The following is a 17,747-nucleotide window of genomic DNA, read 5'->3' as shown; positions in this document are numbered from 1 at the left end:
TTGGCGCCCTCGGCGGTCTTCTTCACCGTGACGGTGATCTCTTCGAGCGCGGCGGCGGTCTCTTCGAGGCTCGAGGCCTGCTGCTCGGTGCGCCGCGACAGATCGTCGGCGGCGGTCGAGATCTCGCCCGTCCCCGCGCGGATCGCCTGCGTATTGGCGCTGACCGCCAGCATCGACTCTTCCAGCGCCTCGAGCGAAGCGTTGAAATCGACCCGCAGCGGTTCGAGGGCGGGAATGAATTCGGCGTCGATGCGGTGTTCGAGATTGCCGCCGGCCAAGCGGCTCAGGCCCGTGGCGATGTGATTGACGGCGCCGACGCGCCCCGTCACATCACTGAGGAAGTTGACGACCTTAACGACGCGTTTGTCGGGATCGAGTATGGGGTTGTATGACGCCTGGATCCAAATGTCCTTGCCGCCCTCGCCGACGCGCCTGATTTCCTCTTCGATGCGCTCGCCGCGATTCAGCTTGCGCCAGAACTCCTGGTATTCGGGCGACTGCGCGTAGGTCGGATCAACGAACATGCAATGATGTTGACCCTGGATCTTTTCCAGGGGATAGCCCGTCATTTTCAAAATGTTTTCGTTCGCGGCAAGAATTGTTCCGTCGGGGGAATATTCGATGATTCCCTGCATCCGCGAGACGGCGTCGAGCTTGCCCTCATTCTCGACAGCCTGAAGTTTGGCGGCTGTGATGTCGGCGAGAATGTTGACGACCTTCCTCACCCGGCCGGCCGCGTCGGTGATGGGATGGTAGGAAGCCTTGATCCATACCTCCTTGCCGCCCTTCGCGAAGCGCTTGTATTCGCGCTCGTCGTATTCGCCGCGACGCAATTTGGCCCAGAACGCCTGGAATTCCGAGCTTTTGGCGTAATCCGGGTCGACGAAGATGCGGTGATGCTTGCCGACGATTTCTTCGGCCTTGTAGCCGGAAGACCTGTAGAAGTTTTCGTTGGCGCGGAGCACGGTTCCATCCGGCGAGTATTCGATGATCACTAGCGATTGGTTGAGCGCTTGCAGGGTGCGCTTGGCGTCCGAACTGAAATCAAGCCCCAACATTTCAAACTCCTTGGCGGCGCGTCGGTCGTGCTGCCGAAAGTCGCCCGAACCCTTGCCGGCGCGCGAGGCGCGCCGCGTATCCACGGTTAGACAGAAATCCGGATTGAAACCGGGATGAGCGCGCGGCGTCATGCCCTCGACCGACGCCGCCGAGCGGTCGGTCAATGCCTCATCGTACGGCGCGACGCGCCGTCAGGGCTAAGGAGTTGCTGGGTTTTGGTATTCCTCGCAAACTCGTGCGCCGACGGTCGGGCGGCGCATCCCGTCGAAGGACAGTTTGCGAATGTCGCTTTAAGGGCGAGTTAAGGACGCCTTCGCCTTCGCCGCCAACTTTCGGCGGCGGCGGCGGCGCAGGCGCTGCGGCATGCGGCATGGCGTCGCGCGCGCACGGTCTTAGCGGGACGATCGTGCCATTTCGGCATGCCGCCGAGGCCGTTCCTTTCCCGATTTGGCGAACCGCGCAATTCGCGCCGCTGCGGTCGAGCGGTTCGCCCGCGCATATCGCCGCAGGGTCGCACATTGGAACAACCGATTGATTTCATGCCGATCGTCGCCTGCCAATGGTTTCCAATTCGTGAACCGGAAACAGGAATGTAACGTCCTGGCGTAACGCCCTCGGCGCCCCCCATGCGTGGCCGCGCGTCGGCGCGGATCGTCGCGTCGAAGAGGGCAGAAATGATGGACGAACGCCGCCAGTCGGCTCGCCGCCGAACCTATCTTGGCGGACGCGCCAGTTACGAAAAGCCAGTGTCGAGCGACGAATGTCTGGTGCGCGACCGTTCGCCGGGCGGCGCGAGGATCGAATTCTCCGGCTCGACGCCGATCCCCAACGCCTTCGACCTCACGATTCGCGATAGCGGCGAAACGCGCAGCGTCCGCGTCGTCTGGCGCGACGGATTGCAGGTCGGCGTCGCTTATGAATCCGCTGCGGTTCCGTTTGCGCCCGAGGCCGCGCGACGAATCCGTAATCTCGAAGCCGATCGCAACGCGCTGGCGCGCCGTCTCGCTCAGTCCGGTCAGCCGATGCGATGAGATGGGCTGTCGCCTACGCTTTCGAGCGGCTCTTCGTCTTGGCGCTCTTCGCGCTGCTGTTCGTTTGCGTTTTCCATGTCGCCGACGGGGGCGCCGACGCCTATGTCGAGCAAGTCAATCGCTGGCTGGGCTTTGACGCGCTGGCGCGCGCGCTCGACCAAAACTGGTGACGCGCAGGCCGCCCCGGCTGGCCGAAGCGCCGCGATGCGACGCTACTTCGCCGCCGCGGCCTCCTGGGCCTGAGCCTGGATGGCGGTCAGGGCGATCGTGTAGACGATGTCGTCGACCAGCGCGCCGCGCGAGAGATCGTTGACCGGCTTGCGCAGACCCTGGAGCATCGGGCCGACCGAGATGACGCCGGCGGAACGCTGGACGGCTTTGTAGGTGGTGTTGCCGGTGTTGAGATCCGGGAAGATGAAGACGTTGGCGTGGCCCGCCAGCGGGCTCGACGGCGCCTTCTGCAGACCGACGCTTTCGACCGAGGCGGCGTCGTACTGAATCGGACCGTCGACGACGAGATCGGGACGACGTTCGTGGACGAGGCGGGTCGCCTCTCGCACCTTCTCGACGTCCTCCCCTGCGCCGGATGCGCCGGTCGAATAGGAGATCATCGCGACGCGCGGATCGAGGCCGAAGGCGGCGGCGCTGTCAGCCGACTGGATCGCGATTTCGGCGAGTTCTTCGGCGGTTGGATCGGGGTTGATGGCGCAGTCGCCGTAGACCAGCACCTGATCGGGCATCAGCATGAAGAAGACGCTGGAGACGATGCTCGATCCGGGCGCGGTCTTGATGAGCTGCAGGGCCGGGCGAACCGTGTTGGCGGTCGTATGAACCGCTCCGGAGACCAAACCGTCGACGTCGCCCTCGGCGAGCATCATCGTGCCGAGAACGACCGTGTCCTCGAGCCCTTTCTCCGCCTGCAGCGGCGTCAGTCCCTTGCTCTTGCGGCGCTCCACCATCGGGCCGACATAATGGGCGCGGATGCTGTCAGGATTGAGAACTTCGACCTCGGCGGGCAAATCGACGCCGTGCGACTGCGCGACGGCGTGGATGCGCTCGGGATCGCCCAGCAGAACACAGCGCGCGACGCCCTTCTCGGCGCAAATCGCGGCGGCCCTGATCGTGCGCGGCTCGTCTCCCTCGGGCAGGACGATGCGGCGGTTCGCGGCGCGCGCCGCCTCGACGAGGCGGTGACGGAACACCGGCGGCGGCATCAGCGGTTCGACCGGCGCGTCGAGACGGCGGAGCAGCGGCCGGATGTCGACCCGCTCGGCGATGAAATCGATCACCCGCTCCATGCGCTCGCCGTCGGCGCGTCCGATGTGACGGGAGAGATTGCCGAGTCGCGTCGCCGTCGTGAAGGTGTCGTCGGGCGTCGCCAGCAGCGGCAGCCGGTCGAGCGGCGGGGCGCTCAACAAGGCCATGACCTCCGGAGCGGGGCGTACGCCGCAAGTGAAGAGGAAGCCGGCGAGCGGCATGCCGCGCTGGGCGATCAGAGCGGTGGCGAGGATGGCGTCGGAACGATCCCCTGGGGTGATGACCAGGGTGCCTGGACGCAAATGACCGAGCAGCTTCTCGGGCGCGCGCGCCGCCACAAGGGGCTTCTCCATCCGCGCCGTCTCGATGGCGCCGCGGTTCAGGATCTCGAGCCCCAGCGCGTCGGCGACGTCGACGACGCGCGGCGCCGAAAGACGCGGCTCGGTGGTCACCGCCGCCAGCACCGGAACCGGTTCCGCCCGGCCCTCGACGACGAGCGATCCAGCCTTGGCGAGCGCCGCCGCAATCGCCGGGGAGCAGTGGTTGAGCAGAACGCCGGCGATCGGTCGGCGCCCCTCGTCGCCGAATTGCTCGATCGCCGTGGCGGTCCTGACCGCGAGATCGCCCAGATCGCGGTCGCGCGCCGATAGGACAGGAACGACGTCGGCGCCGAGCGAGTTGATCATCGCGATATTGAGGCGCGTGGCGACCTGGATGTCGACTTCGGGAATGAGACCTTCGACGATGACCACGTCGCGGGTCGCGCGCACGCTCTCGATAATCGCGACGACCTCTTCCATCAGCCCCGCCATTTGCCCGGCCCGAACCATCTCCGCGGCATGACCGAAAGCAATCGCATCCGGCGTGACCTTGCCGCACAAGGAGCGGGCGAAGTGGACGGCGAGGTCATGGTCGCCCTTCACCGCCTCGGGCTGGAAGATCGGTTTGAAGAAGCCGACCCTGACGCCGGCCAGTCGCAAGGCCCGGACGAGTCCCAACGCCATCGACGTCAGCCCGACCTCCTGCGAGACCGGAACCAGATAGACGATGCGAGGGGCGGAAGACATGTTCATCGAGGAGTTCCTGTTAAATCGGTCGAAGCGCCCGGACGGCCGGCCGAGCGGCGTCGTGGCGGGGTTGCGAGCTTATGGCGACGGCGTACGAAACCCCCAAATCGATCGCGTATGACGGCCAAGGCGTCTCCTCGGCCGACGCAAAACCAATTGGGCCAAAGGCTGAGGCCCCGCATTGATGAAGCGCAGTCGCGGCGATCTGCATGCGCGAGAGGAAACTGGTGCCCCTGGCCGGAATCGAACCAGCACTCCTTGCGGAACTCGATTTTGAGTCGAGCGCGTCTACCAGTTCCGCCACAGGGGCCCGCGCCAGGCGGACGGCGGCGATATAGAACGGCGTCCACGCGGCGGTCAATCGGGCGGCGCGGGAAGGCGCTCATGCGGCGATTTTGGATTGGCGGCCAAAGCGGTGGACTTGGGACGCCGGCGTAGGCTATGCGTCGGCGCGACCCCGACCTGGAACGGCATGTTCAAACGCCTCTACGACTGGCTCATCGCCCTCTCGCAGAGCGCCAGCGCTCCTTATGCGCTGGCGGCGGTCGCCTTCGCCGAAAGCTCGTTCTTTCCCATCCCGCCCGACGTCATTCTGGCGCCGATGTCGCTCGCCAAGCCGCGGCTGGCCTGGCGTTACGCGCTCATCGCCACGCTCGCCTCGGTGCTCGGCGGCGTGCTCGGCTACGCCATCGGCGCGTTGCTCTACGACACGCTCGGGCGCTGGCTGATCGGGATCTACGGCTACGGCGACCGGGTCGCGGCGCTGCGCCAGGCCTATGCGAACTGGGGCGCGCTGGTGATCCTGATCAAGGGCGTCACCCCCATCCCATTCAAGCTGGTGACGATCGTCAGCGGTCTGCTGGGCTACAATTTCGGTCTGTTCGTCGCGCTGTCGGTCCTGACGCGCGGCGCGCGCTTCTTCCTGCTCGCCGCCGCGCTCAATCATTTCGGCGATCCGCTGCGGCTGGCGCTGGAGCGTCATTTCGCCGCTTTTCTGGTGATTCTCGCCGCCGTAGTCGTCATCGGCTTCGTCATCGCAGCCAAGGTGTTCTGATGTTCCTGCGTCTGGTCGCCCTCGCCTTCCCGCCCAACCAGTTCGGTCGCGCCCTGTGGACGACGTTCATCGCCCTGGCGATCCTGGCGACGGTGTGGATCCTGCAGTCGGTCGGCTATCGTCCGTGCGAACTGTGCCTGACCGAGCGGATCGCATTCTATGTCGGCGCGCCATTGGCGGCGCTGACCGCGCTGGCCGCCTATCGCGGCGCCGCCGTTCCCGCGCGGCTCGGCTTCGTCGTCCTGGCGCTCTGCTTCTTCGCCAATGTCGCGCTGTCCGGCTACCACGCCGGCGTCGAATACCACTTCTGGGAGGGTCCGACCGCCTGCACCGGCGCGATGACCAAGCCGATCGACGTCGCCGACATGCTCAAGCAGATCCAGACCGCGCAGGCGCCGCGCTGCGACGATCCAGCCATGCGCATCTTCGGCGTGTCGCTCGCCGGCTGGGACTTCGTGGTCTCCGCCGCCCTCGGCCTCTACGCGGCGTTGGCGGCGACGCTGAAGCGCTGAAGTGCGGGGCCGCCTCGGGCCTCAGATCGGCGACTTACCAAGCGGCAGGCCGTTGACCTTCATCACGCCGTCGGCGCCGATTTCACCGACCCACACCAGCGACCCGTCGCTGTCGGTCTTGGCGAGGCCCTTGGCCATCGCCAGCGCCGGCGCGACCTTCTTCTCAACCTCGGGGCCGAGCGTCTTCAGCGCCGCCTGGGTCTTGTCGAAATTGTGCATGTGGACGGTCACCTTGCCGGTCGGTTTGCCGCCTTTGTAGACGATGTGGCCTTCGAAAGAGACGTCGAGCAGCGGCGCGACGATGTGCGAGGGCTCGATGTCGACGACAATGCCGTCGGGCCCAATCAGCTTGGCGCGAATCTTGGCCGCGTCGTCGGGCGCGATCGCCGGCCCATCGCCTGCGAGATGCAGGTCGGCGACCATCTCCGTCGACGCCGAGGCGACGTCGAAACCGCTGGCGCGGAAGCCGATGGCGAACGCCGTCGGCGCGAAGCCGACGAACGGCGCCGGGATGAGCGTCGCCGGCAGCGTCAGCCCGTTCGCCTCGAAATGCTCGCCGAACGCGCCCGTCGGAGCGAGCGCGCCGCTGATCCCGATCTTGCCCGAGTCGATCGTCACTGCGCCCTGCGGAATCTGCGCCGCAATCTTCTCGAAGGTCGCCGACTCGTCGAGTTTCACTGGATTGGCGAGCGCGGCGGCGAGAAGGGTCTTGAACGCCGCCTCGTTGGCGGCGAGCTCGGGACGGGTCGGATGGGCGACAAGGAACGCCCACAGATCGAGTAGCGGGCGCGTCTTCAGTCCGTCGAGCTTAACGTTAGCGGAAAGCTGACCGGTCTTGGCGGTAACCGAATAGGGCTGCGCGTCGCCCGCCGACTCTTCGCCGCCAGGCTTGGCGGCCTTGATCGCGCTGGGATCGACATCGAAATTGAATGTCTCATTCGCCGCGGTGTTCGTCATCGTGACGGCGACAGCGCCGTCGCCGCCCGCTTGGCTGGTTTCGTCGATCTTCAGCCCGCCGAGTTGAAACGCCTCCTTGACGCCGGGGAGTTTCACTTCGACCTTGAGATCTTGGATTTCGCCAGCGACGCTCCGCCAAAAGCCGATGGCCGGGTCGACCAGCGCCTGTCCCTTGACTCCGTCGGCGGAGAACGTCTCCGTCCCGTCGATCGGCTGCCCATGTTCGTCCATGTGGACATGCGCAACCATTGTGGGGAAGTTGGCGAACTCGACGCGCCAGGCGCCGTCGTCCTGCTCGACGACGTGATATTTCAGCGTCGCCGGGTCGAACGAAAGACCCGCGGTCTTGAAGGGCGCCGTCAACGCGGCAAGGTCGAAGGCGACCATGTAGCCGGGGTCGGCAGGGCTCAGCGTCACCGGGGCCAGCTTGCCGACATAGGCGGCGAAGAACGCCTGCAGCTTGGCGGCGCCGTCCGGGCTCGGCGGCAGGTCCTTGGCGAAAGCGGAAGCGCTCAGCGCGGCGAGCGCGACGCAGGAGGCCAGCGCGGCGCGCCGGGCGGCTTGAGTGCGACGAATAGGCATGGCGATTCCCTCGCTCGTCTGTCCGTGCGCCGCTCGAGCCGCGGCCTGCCGAGTTTAGAGGCAACGCGGGCGGCCGTCTGCGCAGCCGGCGCGACAATCCGTCAACGCGGTTACGGTCTGACGAACGTCAGGCGGCGGGCAGAGCCGGCACGGCGCGCCGGCCGGGGATCTGGGTCAGGGCGACGCCGGACTTCACCGCCGCCTGCACCTTCTCGAAGGCGCGCACCTCGATCTGGCGCACGCGCTCGCGCGAGACGCCGAACTCGGCCGACAGCTCCTCGAGCGTCACCGGATCCTCGGCGAGCCGCCGCGCCTCGAAGATGCGGCGTTCGCGCGGGTTCAGCACCCTCAGCGCGCTCTTGAGCGCGGCGAGCCGCACGTCGGCCTCTTCGCGGTCGGCGAGCACGCTCTCCTGGCTGGGGGAATCGTCGACGAGCCAGTCCTGCCATTCGCCTTCGCCTTCTTCGCGCAGCGGCGCGTTGAGCGAAGCGTCGCCGCCGAGGCGGCGATTCATGTCGATCACGTCCTGCTTGGCGACGCCGAGCCGGGTGGCGATGGTTGTCACCTGGTCGTCGCGGAGGTCGCCGTCCTCAAGCGCCGAGATCTTGCTCTTGGCCTTGCGCAGGTTGAAGAACAGCTTCTTCTGGCTGGCGGTGGTGCCCATCTTCACCAGCGACCACGAGCGCAGGATGTATTCCTGGATCGAGGCGCGGATCCACCACATCGCGTAGGTCGCGAGCTTGAAGCCCTTGTCGGGCTCGAAGCGGCGCACCGCCTGCATCAGGCCGACGTTGCCTTCGGAAATGACTTCGCCGATCGGCAGGCCGTAGCCGCGATAGCCCATGGCGATCTTGGCGACGAGACGCAGATGCGAAGTGACGAGCTTGTGGGCGGCTTCACGGTCGCCGTGCTCGCGCCAGCGCTTGGCGAGCATGTATTCTTCCTGCGGCTCCAGCATCGGGAACCGCTTGATCTCGGAGAGATAACGCGACAGGCCGGATTCACCGGCGACGATCGGCAGGGCGGCGGCCATAATACCTCCACTCGGGGAGCTTGCGGCGGGCCGCGCTCCTGCGGCGGGACGACGCGCCGCACTGCAACATATAATTCCGCCGACCATGGCTGAAAGAGGGCGAACGGAAAGAGACTTTATCCCTCGCCGATGACAATTCGTTTATCCGCCGGCCGCCCCGCCGTCGACCCGCTCTCGCCGCAAGATTCTGACAAGATTATCTAAATCGGGTGGTCGAAGGCGAGGATCGCGGCGTGCAGGGCCTGGCGGCCGAGGGCGTCGAGCGCCGCCCGCGCCTCGCCCGAAAGGCGGCTCGCTTTGGTCTTGAAGCCCGCTCCGTAGACCGAATCGCCGAGCAGCGGATGGCCGATATGGGCGAGATGGACGCGGATCTGGTGGGTGCGTCCAGTCTCGAGCCGGCAGGCGACGAGGGTCGCCGGGCCGAGCCGTTCCTCGATCCGCCAGTGGGTGACCGCCGCCCGGCCGCGCTTGTCGGCGACCACCGCCATCCTCTCGCGGCTGAACGGGTGGCGGCCGATCGCCGCCGCGACGGTTCCCGCCGCGCGGTCAGGCGCGCCCCACACGAGCGCGCGATATTCGCGCCTGAGCGATCCGCTCCGGCCGTGGTCGGCGAACAGCGCCGCCAGGCCCTGGTGGGCGGCGTCGTTCTTGGCCACGACCAGCAGGCCGGACGTGTCCTTGTCGAGACGATGGACGATCCCCGGGCGCTTGACCCCGCCGACGCCCGACAGACTGTCGCCGCAATGGCGGATCAGCGCGTTGACCAGCGTTCCGGCGGCATGGCCGGGCGCGGGATGGACGACGAGCCCGGCCGGCTTATCGACGATGAGCAGATGCGCGTCCTCGAACACGATCGAAAGCGGCAGATCCTCGCCGGCGATCGTCGCGTCCTCGGCCGGCGGCACGGCGAGCGCGATCTCCTCGCCCTCGGCGACCCGCGCCGCCGGATCGCGCGCCTCGGCGCCGTCGATCGTCACTTGACCGGCCTCAATCAACGCCTTCAGCCGCGTGCGAGAAAGGGCGAGGCCGCGCGCAGCGGCGGTCTGGCTGAGAAACCGGTCGAGCCGCTCGCCGCCTTCGCCGGCGCCGACGGCGCAGGCGAGCTGGTCGGCGGCCGCGACGGCGGGCGGAGCGGATCGTTCGGGGTTCGGCGGCGATCGCATAGGATTCCCTGGCGCGGCCTGACTTAGGCGCGTGACGGGCGGCGGGCAAGGCGGATGCGCGGCGCCTCGCCATAGCGACAAGGCGGAGTCGTTCGCCTATCGTGCCGCCGTTTTGAGCGACGCGAACCGCGTCGGGAGGAGAGAACCATGGCTGTCGGCGCGGGCGAAACCTTTCTTGGGCTGGACATCGGCACTTCGTCGGTCAAGGCCCTGCTGATCGACGCCGAACAGCGCACGGTCGCCGACGTGTCCGTCCCGCTGTCGTTGTCGCGGCCTCAGCCGTTGTGGAGCGAGCAGAACGCCGACGACTGGGTCGAGGCGGTCAGCGCCGGCGTCGCGGCGCTACGCAAGAGCGCGCCCGACGCTTTCGCCCGCCTCGCCGGCGTCGGCCTCTCCGGCCAGATGCACGGCGCGACGTTCCTTGACGCCGCCGGCAAGCCGCTGCGCCCGGCGATCCTGTGGAACGACGTCCGCTCGTTCGCCGAATGCACGGAGATGGAAAAGCGCGTTCCCGACCTGCGCCGCCGCACCGGCAACATCGCGATGCCCGGATTCACCGCGCCGAAGGCGTTGTGGGTGGCCAAGCACGAGCCGAAGGTGTTCGCCGCGACCAAGCGCATCCTGCTGCCGAAGGACTATGTGCGGCTGAAGCTGACCGGCGAGGCGGTGTCGGAGATGTCGGACGCCTCCGGCACCTTGTGGCTCGACGTCGGCAAGCGGCGCTGGGACGACGAGCTGCTCGCCGCCACCGGCCTCAACGCTTCGCACATGCCGGGCCTGGTCGAGGGCTCGGAAGTCTCCGCCTATCTCTCGCCTGAGGTCGCCGCAGCCTGGGGCCTCGCCGGCAAGCGCATTCCAGTCGCCGGCGGCGCCGGCGACAACGCCGCTGCGGCAGTCGGCGTCGGCGCGACCGCGCCGGGGGCGGGCTTCGTCTCGATCGGCACGTCCGGCGTCGTGTTCTCGGTGACGGACCGCTTCGTCTGCCTTCCGGAGCGCACCCTGCACGCCTTCTGCCATGCGTTGCCCAACCGCTGGCACGGCATGGCGGTGAACTTGTCGGCCGCCGCGGCGCTGACCTGGATCGCCGAGCTGTTGAAGCGCGGCGACGACGTCGGCGGCTGCGTCGCCGACGCCGAGGCGTTCGCGACGTCGGCCAAGGCGGTCGAGACTGCGCCGGTGTTCCTGCCCTATCTCAGCGGGGAACGCACCCCACACAACGACGCCAACGCGACCGGCCTGTTCGCTGGCCTGAGGGCCGAACACGGGGCGGCGGCGCTGATTTACGCGGTGCTCGAGGGCGTCGCCTTCAACTTCGCCGATGGCGTCGACGTGCTCACCGAGGCGGGCGCGCGGCCGAAGGCGACGATGCTGGTCGGCGGCGGCGCGCGCTCGGCGCTGTGGGGACAGCTCATCGCCGACGCGACCGGCTTGACGATCGACCTCGCCGCTGGCGCGGAAGCGGGCGCGGCGCTCGGCGCGGCGCGGCTGGCGATGCTGGCGGCGGGAGCGGGCGACGAGACGACGGTGTGCAAGCGGCCGCCGACCCAGCGCCAGTTCGTCCCCGAGGCGGTCCGCGCCGCGCTGCTGGCGCCGCGGCTCAAGCGCTACCGCGCGCTTTATCCGGCTGAGAAAGGCGCGCGCTGAGCCGGTTACGTGCGATCGGCTTAACCGTTCCTGAACGCCGGTCCCGTTAGCCTGACCCGGATTTCCGTCAAGCAGAGCGGGGCGTGGCGTTGGCGAATTGGCTGTGGTCGGCGATCGGCGACCGTTTCGACCTCGCCTTCGGCGCCGCCGGCGCCTATGGCGCGCCGGCGATGGTGGGCGCGCTCTTCTGCTCGCTCGCCTATTATGTCTGGCGGCGGCGCTCGCGCGGCCGTCCGATCAGCGTGCGCGGCTTCGTCCGAACGATCTTCGCCGGCCGGATCGTCTGGAACCCGTCGACGATCGTCGATGTGAAGATGTGGGTCCTCAACGGCCTCGTGCTCGCCGGCGGCTACGGCTACCTCGCCTTCGGCAATGTCTTCTGCCGCGACGCGACGCTCGCTGCGCTCGAGGCTGGCTTCGGCGCGCGCACACCCGCCGCCTGGCCCGCCTGGATCGTGCTGGCGATGGCGACATTGTTCGAATTGCTCGCCTACGAGCTCGCCTATTGGTTCGGCCACTTCCTCTTCCACCGCATTCCGGCGCTGTGGGAGTTCCACAAAGTGCATCATTCGGCGGAGGTGATGACGACCTTCACCGAGTTGCGCCAGCATCCGGTCGAGATTCTTGCGTTCATGAACTTGATCGCGATCGCCACCGGCGCGGTGTTCGGCGTCATGACCTACGCCTTCGGTCCCGGGGTGCAGCCGTTCACCCTGCTCGACGGCAACATCCTGCTGATGCTGTTCCTCGTCACCTACGGCCACTTGCGCCACAGCCACATGTGGATCCCGTTCACCGGCGTCGCCGGCTGCATCCTGCAGAGTCCGGCGCATCACCAGATCCACCATTCCGACAATCCCGCGCACTGGGACAAGAACCTCGGCTACGCGCTGGCGGTATGGGACTGGGCGTTCGGCACGCTCCACATTCCGGGCGTCGAGCGCGAGAAGATCCACTTCGGCGTCGGACCGACCGAAGACGAATTCAGCACCGTGCCGCGCAATTACCTGCTGCCGTTCGTGCGCTTCGGCGCGCATGTCGGGCGCGGGCTTCGCCGTTTCGCGCCGCAACTGGGCCGCGCCCGCGTGCGCGGCTCGCACGGCTGAACCGCGGCGTCTTGGTCGAACCACGGTGACGGGCGGCGCCGTTCGCGGATAAGATCGCGGCGGTCGTGAGGGGCGCCGCATGGTTCAGGACAAGTTCGCGCTGGTCACCGGCGGCGGTCGCGGCATCGGCCGCGCGGCGGCGCTGGCGCTCGCCGCGGCCGGCTGGAACGTCGCCGTCGCCGGGCGCAGCGCGGCCCCGCTCGCCTCGGTCGCGCGCGAGATCGAGCGGTTCGGCCGGCGCGCGCTCGCCCACGCCTGCGACGTCGTCGATCCGGCGTCGGTCGACGGGCTTTACGCCACGGTGGAGCGCGCCTTCGGCCGGCTCGACCTGCTGTTCAACAACGCTGGAATCAGCACGCCGGCGGTCGCCTTCGAAGAGCTCGCCTACGAGCAGTGGAAGGCGGTGGTCGACGTGAACCTCAACGGCGCGTTCCTTTGCGCCCAGGGGGCCTATGGGCTGATGAAGCGGCAGCGGCCGCAGGGCGGCCGCATCATCAACAACGGCTCGATCTCGGCCCATGCGCCGCGGCCGATGAGCGCGCCCTACACTGCGACCAAGCACGCGATCTTGGGTCTGACCAAGTCGATTGCGCTCGACGGCCGCGCCTTCGACATCGCCTGCGGCCAGATCGACGTCGGCAACGCCGAGACCGAGATGACCAAGCCGATGGGCGAGGGCGCGCTGCAGGCCGACGGCCGCATCGCCGTCGAACCGCGCATCGACGCCGCCGAGGTCGGCGCGGCGATCGTCCACATGGCGAGCCTGCCGCTGTCGTCCAACGTCCTGTCGATGACGCTGATGGCGACCAAGATGCCTTACGTAGGGCGAGGGTAGTTCCGCCAGCCCTCTCGGCGGTGCGAAACGCTTAGACGGCGGGCGCGGCGCTGGCGACGTCTTCAATCACCTCGTAATGGCGGACGGTCGCGTCGAAGTCGATCAGCGCGGCGACTGCGCCGGGTTCCACGACGGCGCGTTCCGGCGACGGGCCGGCGAATGCTCGAATCGCCTCGAGCGACCGCCAACGGGTGAGGACGAGGAACTCCAACTTGCCGTCGATCTGACGGCAGCACAGTTGGGCGCCGACGAAGCCGGCAAGGCCTCGCAACCCCGGAACGACGCTTTCCCGGAAATGCTTCGGATAAGCGTCCGCCCGTTCTGGCTCGGCGCGGCCACGCCATTCGCGCACCACCATGGCTTTCCCTCCCGACTTCGTTCGCCCGAACGCATATCAGTCTAAGCTAGGCTGGGTCAGTCCGGCGCGGCGGTCAGCGGCTCGAACGGGCGCGGCAGCGTGTCACGGGCGAGGTCGCGCTCGAACAGCTTGATGCCGAGCGGCTCGTTGCCGTTGGGATGGACGAGCACGATCGAGCCGGCGTTGGGGCGCTGGTCGAGCGCCAGCCAGGCGTCGGCGCCGAGCGAGATCAAATGATGGCGGCGCACCGCCTGCATCAGCGGCGCGCTCGAGACGAGGCCGGGGAAGCGGAAGAACAGCGACGGCGTCTGGCCGTTGGCGACCAGCAGCCGCTCGACCTGAAGGATCTCCGCGTCGGCGTCGACGCCGGGCTCGAGCAGGAAGTTGCGGGCGTCGGGCGCCCCGCGCGCGTAGGGGTGATGGTAGGTGTGGTTGACCCACAGGATGTCGAGCGCGCCGCTGACCTGCTGGTCGACGAGCCAGCGATAGTCGGCGAAGTGGTGGATGAGCCACAGCCCGGAGATCGACAGCGCCACCGGCGTATGCGGCCCTTGCGCGGCGAGCTGTTCGAGGAAACCGCGCTCGAGCGGCTTCAAACTTGGACAGAGGTCGCCGGTGACGAAGGCGCCCGGCGCGTCGCCGTGGACGAGGCCGGCGTTGCGCAGGAAACCGCGATGGATGAGGCCGGGCGCCTCGGCGGACTCTTCGATCGCCCGCATCATGCGGGTCGAGGCGAGCGACGCTTCGTCCGTGTCCGCGCAGGTCCAGCAGGCGGCGCGCTCGATGCGGGTCGTCAGCTGGTCGGAATCGGCCAGCAGCAGCAGCGGCTCGGCGCCGACGCTCATCGAGCGGATCGCCACTGCCTGCCGTCCGTCCGACGCATGGCAGGCCTGAAGGGTCGAACGATAGTCGGCGACCGCGTCGGCGTGAGCGAGGCGCTCGGGCGCCGGCGGGCGCCACAGGCAGGCGGCCGCGTCGTCGTCGGCGCGCGCAGCGGCGCTGGCGGAGAGCGCGAGGGCGGCGGCGAGAACGAGGCGGGCGAGGCGCGAGGGCAGGGCTGGTCTCCGGGTTCGCGCTGCGGGCGACAGGTCCGTTTCGCGAACGAGCGTTATCAGCGGCTTGGGCGCCATTTTGCGCGCGGTCACGCTGGCCGTCAAAGGCCGGCGCTTGGGCGCCTCAAGCGGGGATGCCGCGGAAGGGCGGCGGGGGGACACTCGCGGGCCCCGCATGATTCGCTTCGCGGCGCGTTGGGCCGAGAGCGGCGCAGCGCGGCGGCGGAGACGATGGCCGAACCGACCGAGGGCGGCGCCGTTTTCGGGCGCGACGGTTTGTTTTCAGCGGCTTGCGCGACAATTTTCCGCCGCCTCGCCGCGCGGCGCGCGCCTCGCTCGCCAGCCGACGCCGGCCCATGGAGGGGTTGAGTAAGCTGCTACCGTAATCCGTTTTCTTGGCCCCATCAGTCAACTCGATCTTCCGGAAAGGGTGGACGGGAGACATTCGCAACAGATTTATGCACGCGGTAACCGCTTGATCTTCTTATCGTCACTGCGTGTTGCAAATATCTTGATTTCTGCACGTCGGCGAGAGCCGGAATGGGCGGGATGCGGACCGTGTCGCTACCGCTCCCTAATGCATAGCGTTGAGCATTGTCGTGAAGATATGAACGCTGGAGGCTACGCGACCGTTATCAGTGCACTTCCTCGATAGAAATATACTTGCAACATCTATATATTCTCTAATGGCTCTTTTGCCCAATTCGAGGTCACGGCTAGCTTGTTCAGAGCCGAAGGCGTCTTCATTTATCAATTCATTTACAAAATCTATCTTCTTATCAATGGTACCAAGCGCTAAGCGCAATTCATTGCAGCTAGTGGCGCAAACCGGCGAAGCACAAACAACCATAATACTTGTGAGGCTAATTAGTAGTGACTTCATGCTTGCCCCCCGGCGCGCTTCCCTTAGGACCTTCACGGCGGCAAATATTAACATGCGTAACCATGATGGGGTAGCGTCGGCCGCATCGGGCTTGCGTTCCGCCTCCCGATAATTCAGCCGGTGAAGGCCGCCGCCCGTTCCCGCGCGAGGGTTCAGGTTGACGGCTCTTTCCGCCGCGCGCGCCAATCTCTCAAAACTCCCGCCATTTCAACGAAAATCGCTTGTCTCAAAATTCTTGATTTTTGCAGCCGAGCGGCTACCCCCGTGGGGCGGATCGGCTATTTATCGTCTCTACGCGGCACCGCTTCACCCGCCTTAACAGCCTCGGCAACCTGCATACTGCTGATCGCCATAAACTCAGGGGGGATCGGGCTATGCCAGTAGGTTTGCTGAAAGTCTGGAACATGCCCGGCTTTCCCTCTCAACTCATGGCGGCGTTGTCGCCCTGCTGTATGGGCAATAAGGTCGGCAACCTCTAACCCCGGCTCCATCGCGTCCTTTCGCATAAAAGAGCCATCGACCGCGACGCGCTGACCACGCATATTTTTCAAGTCCATTGCCGCGAGTACAAAATCACGTTTAACCAACGTTTCGCCGCGCTCTGACCCCTCAAATATAAGCGCCACAACATCAACGTCGCTCTTGGCCACTATGCGCGACACATAGGCACTCGTAACAAGCGATACCGTCTTATGTGCATCAACGCCGTCCGATAATTCTGTTCGTGAATCGAGCATTACAGCGAAGCGCCAGAATGGCCGCGCGATAAAACTGTTGATGCCGCCTATCTGCCGCATCGTCGGTTTGGTTTGCTCGAAGTCGGCCGCATGAAACGGCTTCATTGCGCCCCCGAGCCTTTCGCGTTTCAGCTTGCGCCACGGCTTTTTGATTAGGTCTCTGTATGCGGGATAGAGGCAGCCGCATCCGCCCCGGCCAAAGGTCGGGTTTTTTGGATCGCTCAAATCCTCGTTGCCTGTCTCGTCCACGAAAACCAGTAGAGACCGCACCGGCAATTTTAGTTCTTCTTCGGTCATAGCGGGAGTCATTATATCGCCCGAACGACAGTCGCGCCTTCAATTAAGCTCCATTCCGCCAAACGCGACCCGGCCTCGCGGTTTTTCGTACCCGCGCCGCGCCGTCGTCGATCTCTCAAAAGTACCAGATTTTCAGGCGAAAAACGCTGTTCCGAATGTCTTGATTTCTGCACCTCAAGGAGGCTTGGCATAATTTCCCGGCGGCTAAATCAACAAAAGCGCGCATGTCACGGCGATGAACGTCATCCAAGAAAATACCGTGTCCCAGAATGTGCTGCCTCTCGCCCAACGCAAGTTGAAAAACGAAACGGGAAGCCATCCGAGCACGCCAAATGTTATAGACGCTATCGAGGTTGAGCCTGCGCGAATATAGGCGGGCTGACTGATTGGCGGTCGCCGTAGATCGCACAACACCTTATGCAAGCCGGCGACCAGATAGCCAAACACTACGGTCTCAACAATCCTAAGCGTGTCGGTGCTCAAAACGACGGCTTTTCCGATGAAATATCCAACAACGTTCAAGGCTCCGGAAAATAACAAGCCGGTAAGAGCAGCACCCAACACGATCGACGTGCCTTTACCCGTTACGAATGAGTGCGCGCTCATGAGGTCTGTGTCTCGAGCGCGCCATTTTGCGGTTGCCGAGTATGCCGCCCCGACGAATGACCAAAGCAGCGGTGCTACGATTGTGCTGTGTGTCGCTCCCCAATAGATCGAGGGCGCGAAGTGCATAATTAGAAACACGATCACCATGGATTCTGCTCCCTCGCGACGTCGCGATTGTCGCCAACAAAGCGCCACACAGGAATGGTTATCGTCAACGAAACGGTCGATGGAGCACGTGGCCCATGAGTGAACGGCTCGAACAGGTCCGAGTGCGCGTCGTGACGGACAACGTTATCTTGTCGAAGATATCGGCACCTGTCCCAAAAGGCGAGTATGACGGATATATCGACTGGCAGAATGCGGCGGACGGCGAGCGTCATATGACAGCCGTTCAACTCATCCTCGACCCCACTGCACTCGCTGAAATGGGGCATCCGGAGTGTGCTGCGCCCCTAACGCGAGACACACGATTTGAGTGACATGAGCCTTTAGGAGGCTTCATGTCACAACAAGC

At 66.0% G+C, this 17,747-nt stretch carries 17 protein-coding genes and 1 tRNA gene; 8 read left to right on the top strand and 10 right to left on the bottom strand.

The genetic code is table 11. The annotated features are described in order from the left end of the window. On the bottom strand, positions 1 to 1,223 hold a 1,223-nt coding region (locus ABSF49_RS17795; protein ID WP_424113984.1), incomplete at its 3' end, for a PAS domain-containing protein. A 510-nt stretch (positions 1,224 to 1,733) separates the two neighbouring features. Between ABSF49_RS17795 and ABSF49_RS17790 the strand changes: the two genes are divergently transcribed. Beyond that, the gene (locus ABSF49_RS17790; protein ID WP_424113983.1) at positions 1,734 to 2,090 is read left to right on the top strand and encodes a PilZ domain-containing protein; all 357 of its coding nucleotides are present in this window, start codon (positions 1,734 to 1,736) and stop codon (positions 2,088 to 2,090) included. Further along, positions 2,087 to 2,260 (top strand): hypothetical protein, encoded by a 174-nt coding sequence (locus ABSF49_RS17785; RefSeq protein ID WP_424113982.1) that lies wholly within the window; start codon positions 2,087 to 2,089, stop codon positions 2,258 to 2,260. Before ABSF49_RS17790 ends, ABSF49_RS17785 begins: the two co-directional genes overlap by 4 nt. Positions 2,261 to 2,302: 42 nt before the next feature. On the opposite strand, the gene pta is transcribed toward ABSF49_RS17785, so the two are convergent. Both pta and ABSF49_RS17775 read right to left on the bottom strand, forming a co-directional pair. Next, positions 2,303 to 4,414, bottom strand: coding sequence for a phosphate acetyltransferase (gene pta, locus ABSF49_RS17780; RefSeq protein WP_424113981.1), 2,112 nt, complete (start codon positions 4,412 to 4,414; stop codon positions 2,303 to 2,305). 225 nt (positions 4,415 to 4,639) lie between these two features. Then, positions 4,640 to 4,724 (bottom strand) — tRNA-Leu (locus ABSF49_RS17775). 162 nt (positions 4,725 to 4,886) lie between these two features. Here ABSF49_RS17775 and ABSF49_RS17770 point away from each other — a divergent pair. Next, the gene (locus ABSF49_RS17770; protein ID WP_424113980.1) at positions 4,887 to 5,468 is read left to right on the top strand and encodes a YqaA family protein; all 582 of its coding nucleotides are present in this window, start codon (positions 4,887 to 4,889) and stop codon (positions 5,466 to 5,468) included. Beyond that, positions 5,468 to 5,980: a disulfide bond formation protein B gene (locus ABSF49_RS17765; RefSeq protein ID WP_424113979.1), complete on the top strand. Its 513-nt coding sequence runs from the start codon at positions 5,468 to 5,470 to the stop codon at positions 5,978 to 5,980. The genes ABSF49_RS17770 and ABSF49_RS17765 overlap by 1 nt, the downstream gene beginning before the upstream one ends. Positions 5,981 to 6,001: 21 nt before the next feature. On the opposite strand, the gene ABSF49_RS17760 is transcribed toward ABSF49_RS17765, so the two are convergent. The 3 genes from ABSF49_RS17760 to ABSF49_RS17750 all read right to left on the bottom strand — a co-directional run bounded on the left by ABSF49_RS17760 (position 6,002) and on the right by ABSF49_RS17750 (position 9,715). Continuing rightward, positions 6,002 to 7,519, bottom strand: a complete 1,518-nt coding sequence (locus tag ABSF49_RS17760) for a hypothetical protein (RefSeq protein ID WP_424113978.1) — start codon at positions 7,517 to 7,519, stop codon at positions 6,002 to 6,004. Between the two features lie 127 nt (positions 7,520 to 7,646). Further along, positions 7,647 to 8,552 carry an RNA polymerase sigma factor RpoH gene (rpoH, locus tag ABSF49_RS17755; RefSeq protein ID WP_424113977.1) on the bottom strand — a complete coding sequence of 302 codons (906 nt, stop codon included), beginning with the start codon at positions 8,550 to 8,552 and terminating at the stop codon, positions 7,647 to 7,649. 200 nt (positions 8,553 to 8,752) lie between these two features. Further along, the gene (locus ABSF49_RS17750) at positions 8,753 to 9,715 is read right to left on the bottom strand and encodes an RluA family pseudouridine synthase (protein WP_424113976.1); all 963 of its coding nucleotides are present in this window, start codon (positions 9,713 to 9,715) and stop codon (positions 8,753 to 8,755) included. Between the two features lie 147 nt (positions 9,716 to 9,862). On the opposite strand from ABSF49_RS17750, the gene xylB reads away from it, so the two are divergent. From xylB to ABSF49_RS17735, 3 genes are all read left to right on the top strand, one after another. Then, a complete protein-coding gene (gene xylB, locus ABSF49_RS17745; protein ID WP_424113975.1) occupies positions 9,863 to 11,359 on the top strand; it encodes a xylulokinase in 1,497 nt (498 codons plus the stop codon). Between the two features lie 83 nt (positions 11,360 to 11,442). Then, positions 11,443 to 12,465, top strand: a complete 1,023-nt coding sequence (locus ABSF49_RS17740) for a sterol desaturase family protein (RefSeq protein ID WP_424113974.1) — start codon at positions 11,443 to 11,445, stop codon at positions 12,463 to 12,465. A 79-nt stretch (positions 12,466 to 12,544) separates the two neighbouring features. Further along, entirely contained in the window at positions 12,545 to 13,300 is a 756-nt protein-coding gene (locus ABSF49_RS17735; RefSeq protein WP_424113973.1) for an SDR family oxidoreductase, read from the top strand. Between the two features lie 31 nt (positions 13,301 to 13,331). Here the strand turns inward: ABSF49_RS17735 and ABSF49_RS17730 are convergent, their stop codons facing one another. The 4 genes from ABSF49_RS17730 to ABSF49_RS17715 form a co-directional block, all read right to left on the bottom strand. Next, the gene (locus ABSF49_RS17730) at positions 13,332 to 13,658 is read right to left on the bottom strand and encodes an antibiotic biosynthesis monooxygenase family protein (protein ID WP_424113972.1); all 327 of its coding nucleotides are present in this window, start codon (positions 13,656 to 13,658) and stop codon (positions 13,332 to 13,334) included. A 56-nt stretch (positions 13,659 to 13,714) separates the two neighbouring features. Next, a complete protein-coding gene (locus ABSF49_RS17725) occupies positions 13,715 to 14,803 on the bottom strand; it encodes a polysaccharide deacetylase family protein (protein ID WP_424113971.1) in 1,089 nt (362 codons plus the stop codon). Between the two features lie 1,068 nt (positions 14,804 to 15,871). Next, positions 15,872 to 16,627, bottom strand: a complete 756-nt coding sequence (locus ABSF49_RS17720; protein WP_424113970.1) for a DUF3800 domain-containing protein — start codon at positions 16,625 to 16,627, stop codon at positions 15,872 to 15,874. Between the two features lie 204 nt (positions 16,628 to 16,831). Beyond that, the gene (locus ABSF49_RS17715; RefSeq protein WP_424113969.1) at positions 16,832 to 17,380 is read right to left on the bottom strand and encodes a hypothetical protein; all 549 of its coding nucleotides are present in this window, start codon (positions 17,378 to 17,380) and stop codon (positions 16,832 to 16,834) included. A gap of 95 nt (positions 17,381 to 17,475) precedes the next feature. On the opposite strand from ABSF49_RS17715, the gene ABSF49_RS17710 reads away from it, so the two are divergent. Then, on the top strand, positions 17,476 to 17,712 hold the full coding sequence (locus tag ABSF49_RS17710) for a hypothetical protein (RefSeq protein ID WP_424113968.1): 237 nt from the start codon (positions 17,476 to 17,478) through the stop codon (positions 17,710 to 17,712). The last annotated feature ends 35 nt before the right edge of the window (positions 17,713 to 17,747 follow it).

The organism is Roseiarcus sp. (genome assembly GCF_049514155.1).
Lineage (GTDB): Bacteria > Pseudomonadota > Alphaproteobacteria > Rhizobiales > Beijerinckiaceae > Roseiarcus.
Note: the sequence above shows the minus strand (reverse complement) of the source record. Positions and strands in the feature narration are given on the sequence as shown.

Coding starts and splice junctions, on each gene's coding strand:
- ABSF49_RS17790 (WP_424113983.1), top strand. CDS start 1,734: ATGATGGACGAACGCCGCCAGTCGGCTCGCCGCCGAACCTATCTTGGC.
- ABSF49_RS17785 (WP_424113982.1), top strand. CDS start 2,087: ATGAGATGGGCTGTCGCCTACGCTTTCGAGCGGCTCTTCGTCTTGGCG.
- pta (WP_424113981.1), bottom strand. CDS start 4,414: ATGTCTTCCGCCCCTCGCATCGTCTATCTGGTTCCGGTCTCGCAGGAG.
- ABSF49_RS17770 (WP_424113980.1), top strand. CDS start 4,887: ATGTTCAAACGCCTCTACGACTGGCTCATCGCCCTCTCGCAGAGCGCC.
- ABSF49_RS17765 (WP_424113979.1), top strand. CDS start 5,468: ATGTTCCTGCGTCTGGTCGCCCTCGCCTTCCCGCCCAACCAGTTCGGT.
- ABSF49_RS17760 (WP_424113978.1), bottom strand. CDS start 7,519: ATGCCTATTCGTCGCACTCAAGCCGCCCGGCGCGCCGCGCTGGCCTCC.
- rpoH (WP_424113977.1), bottom strand. CDS start 8,552: ATGGCCGCCGCCCTGCCGATCGTCGCCGGTGAATCCGGCCTGTCGCGT.
- ABSF49_RS17750 (WP_424113976.1), bottom strand. CDS start 9,715: ATGCGATCGCCGCCGAACCCCGAACGATCCGCTCCGCCCGCCGTCGCG.
- xylB (WP_424113975.1), top strand. CDS start 9,863: ATGGCTGTCGGCGCGGGCGAAACCTTTCTTGGGCTGGACATCGGCACT.
- ABSF49_RS17735 (WP_424113973.1), top strand. CDS start 12,545: ATGGTTCAGGACAAGTTCGCGCTGGTCACCGGCGGCGGTCGCGGCATC.
- ABSF49_RS17730 (WP_424113972.1), bottom strand. CDS start 13,658: ATGGTGGTGCGCGAATGGCGTGGCCGCGCCGAGCCAGAACGGGCGGAC.
- ABSF49_RS17720 (WP_424113970.1), bottom strand. CDS start 16,627: ATGACCGAAGAAGAACTAAAATTGCCGGTGCGGTCTCTACTGGTTTTC.
- ABSF49_RS17715 (WP_424113969.1), bottom strand. CDS start 17,380: ATGGTGATCGTGTTTCTAATTATGCACTTCGCGCCCTCGATCTATTGG.
- ABSF49_RS17710 (WP_424113968.1), top strand. CDS start 17,476: ATGAGTGAACGGCTCGAACAGGTCCGAGTGCGCGTCGTGACGGACAAC.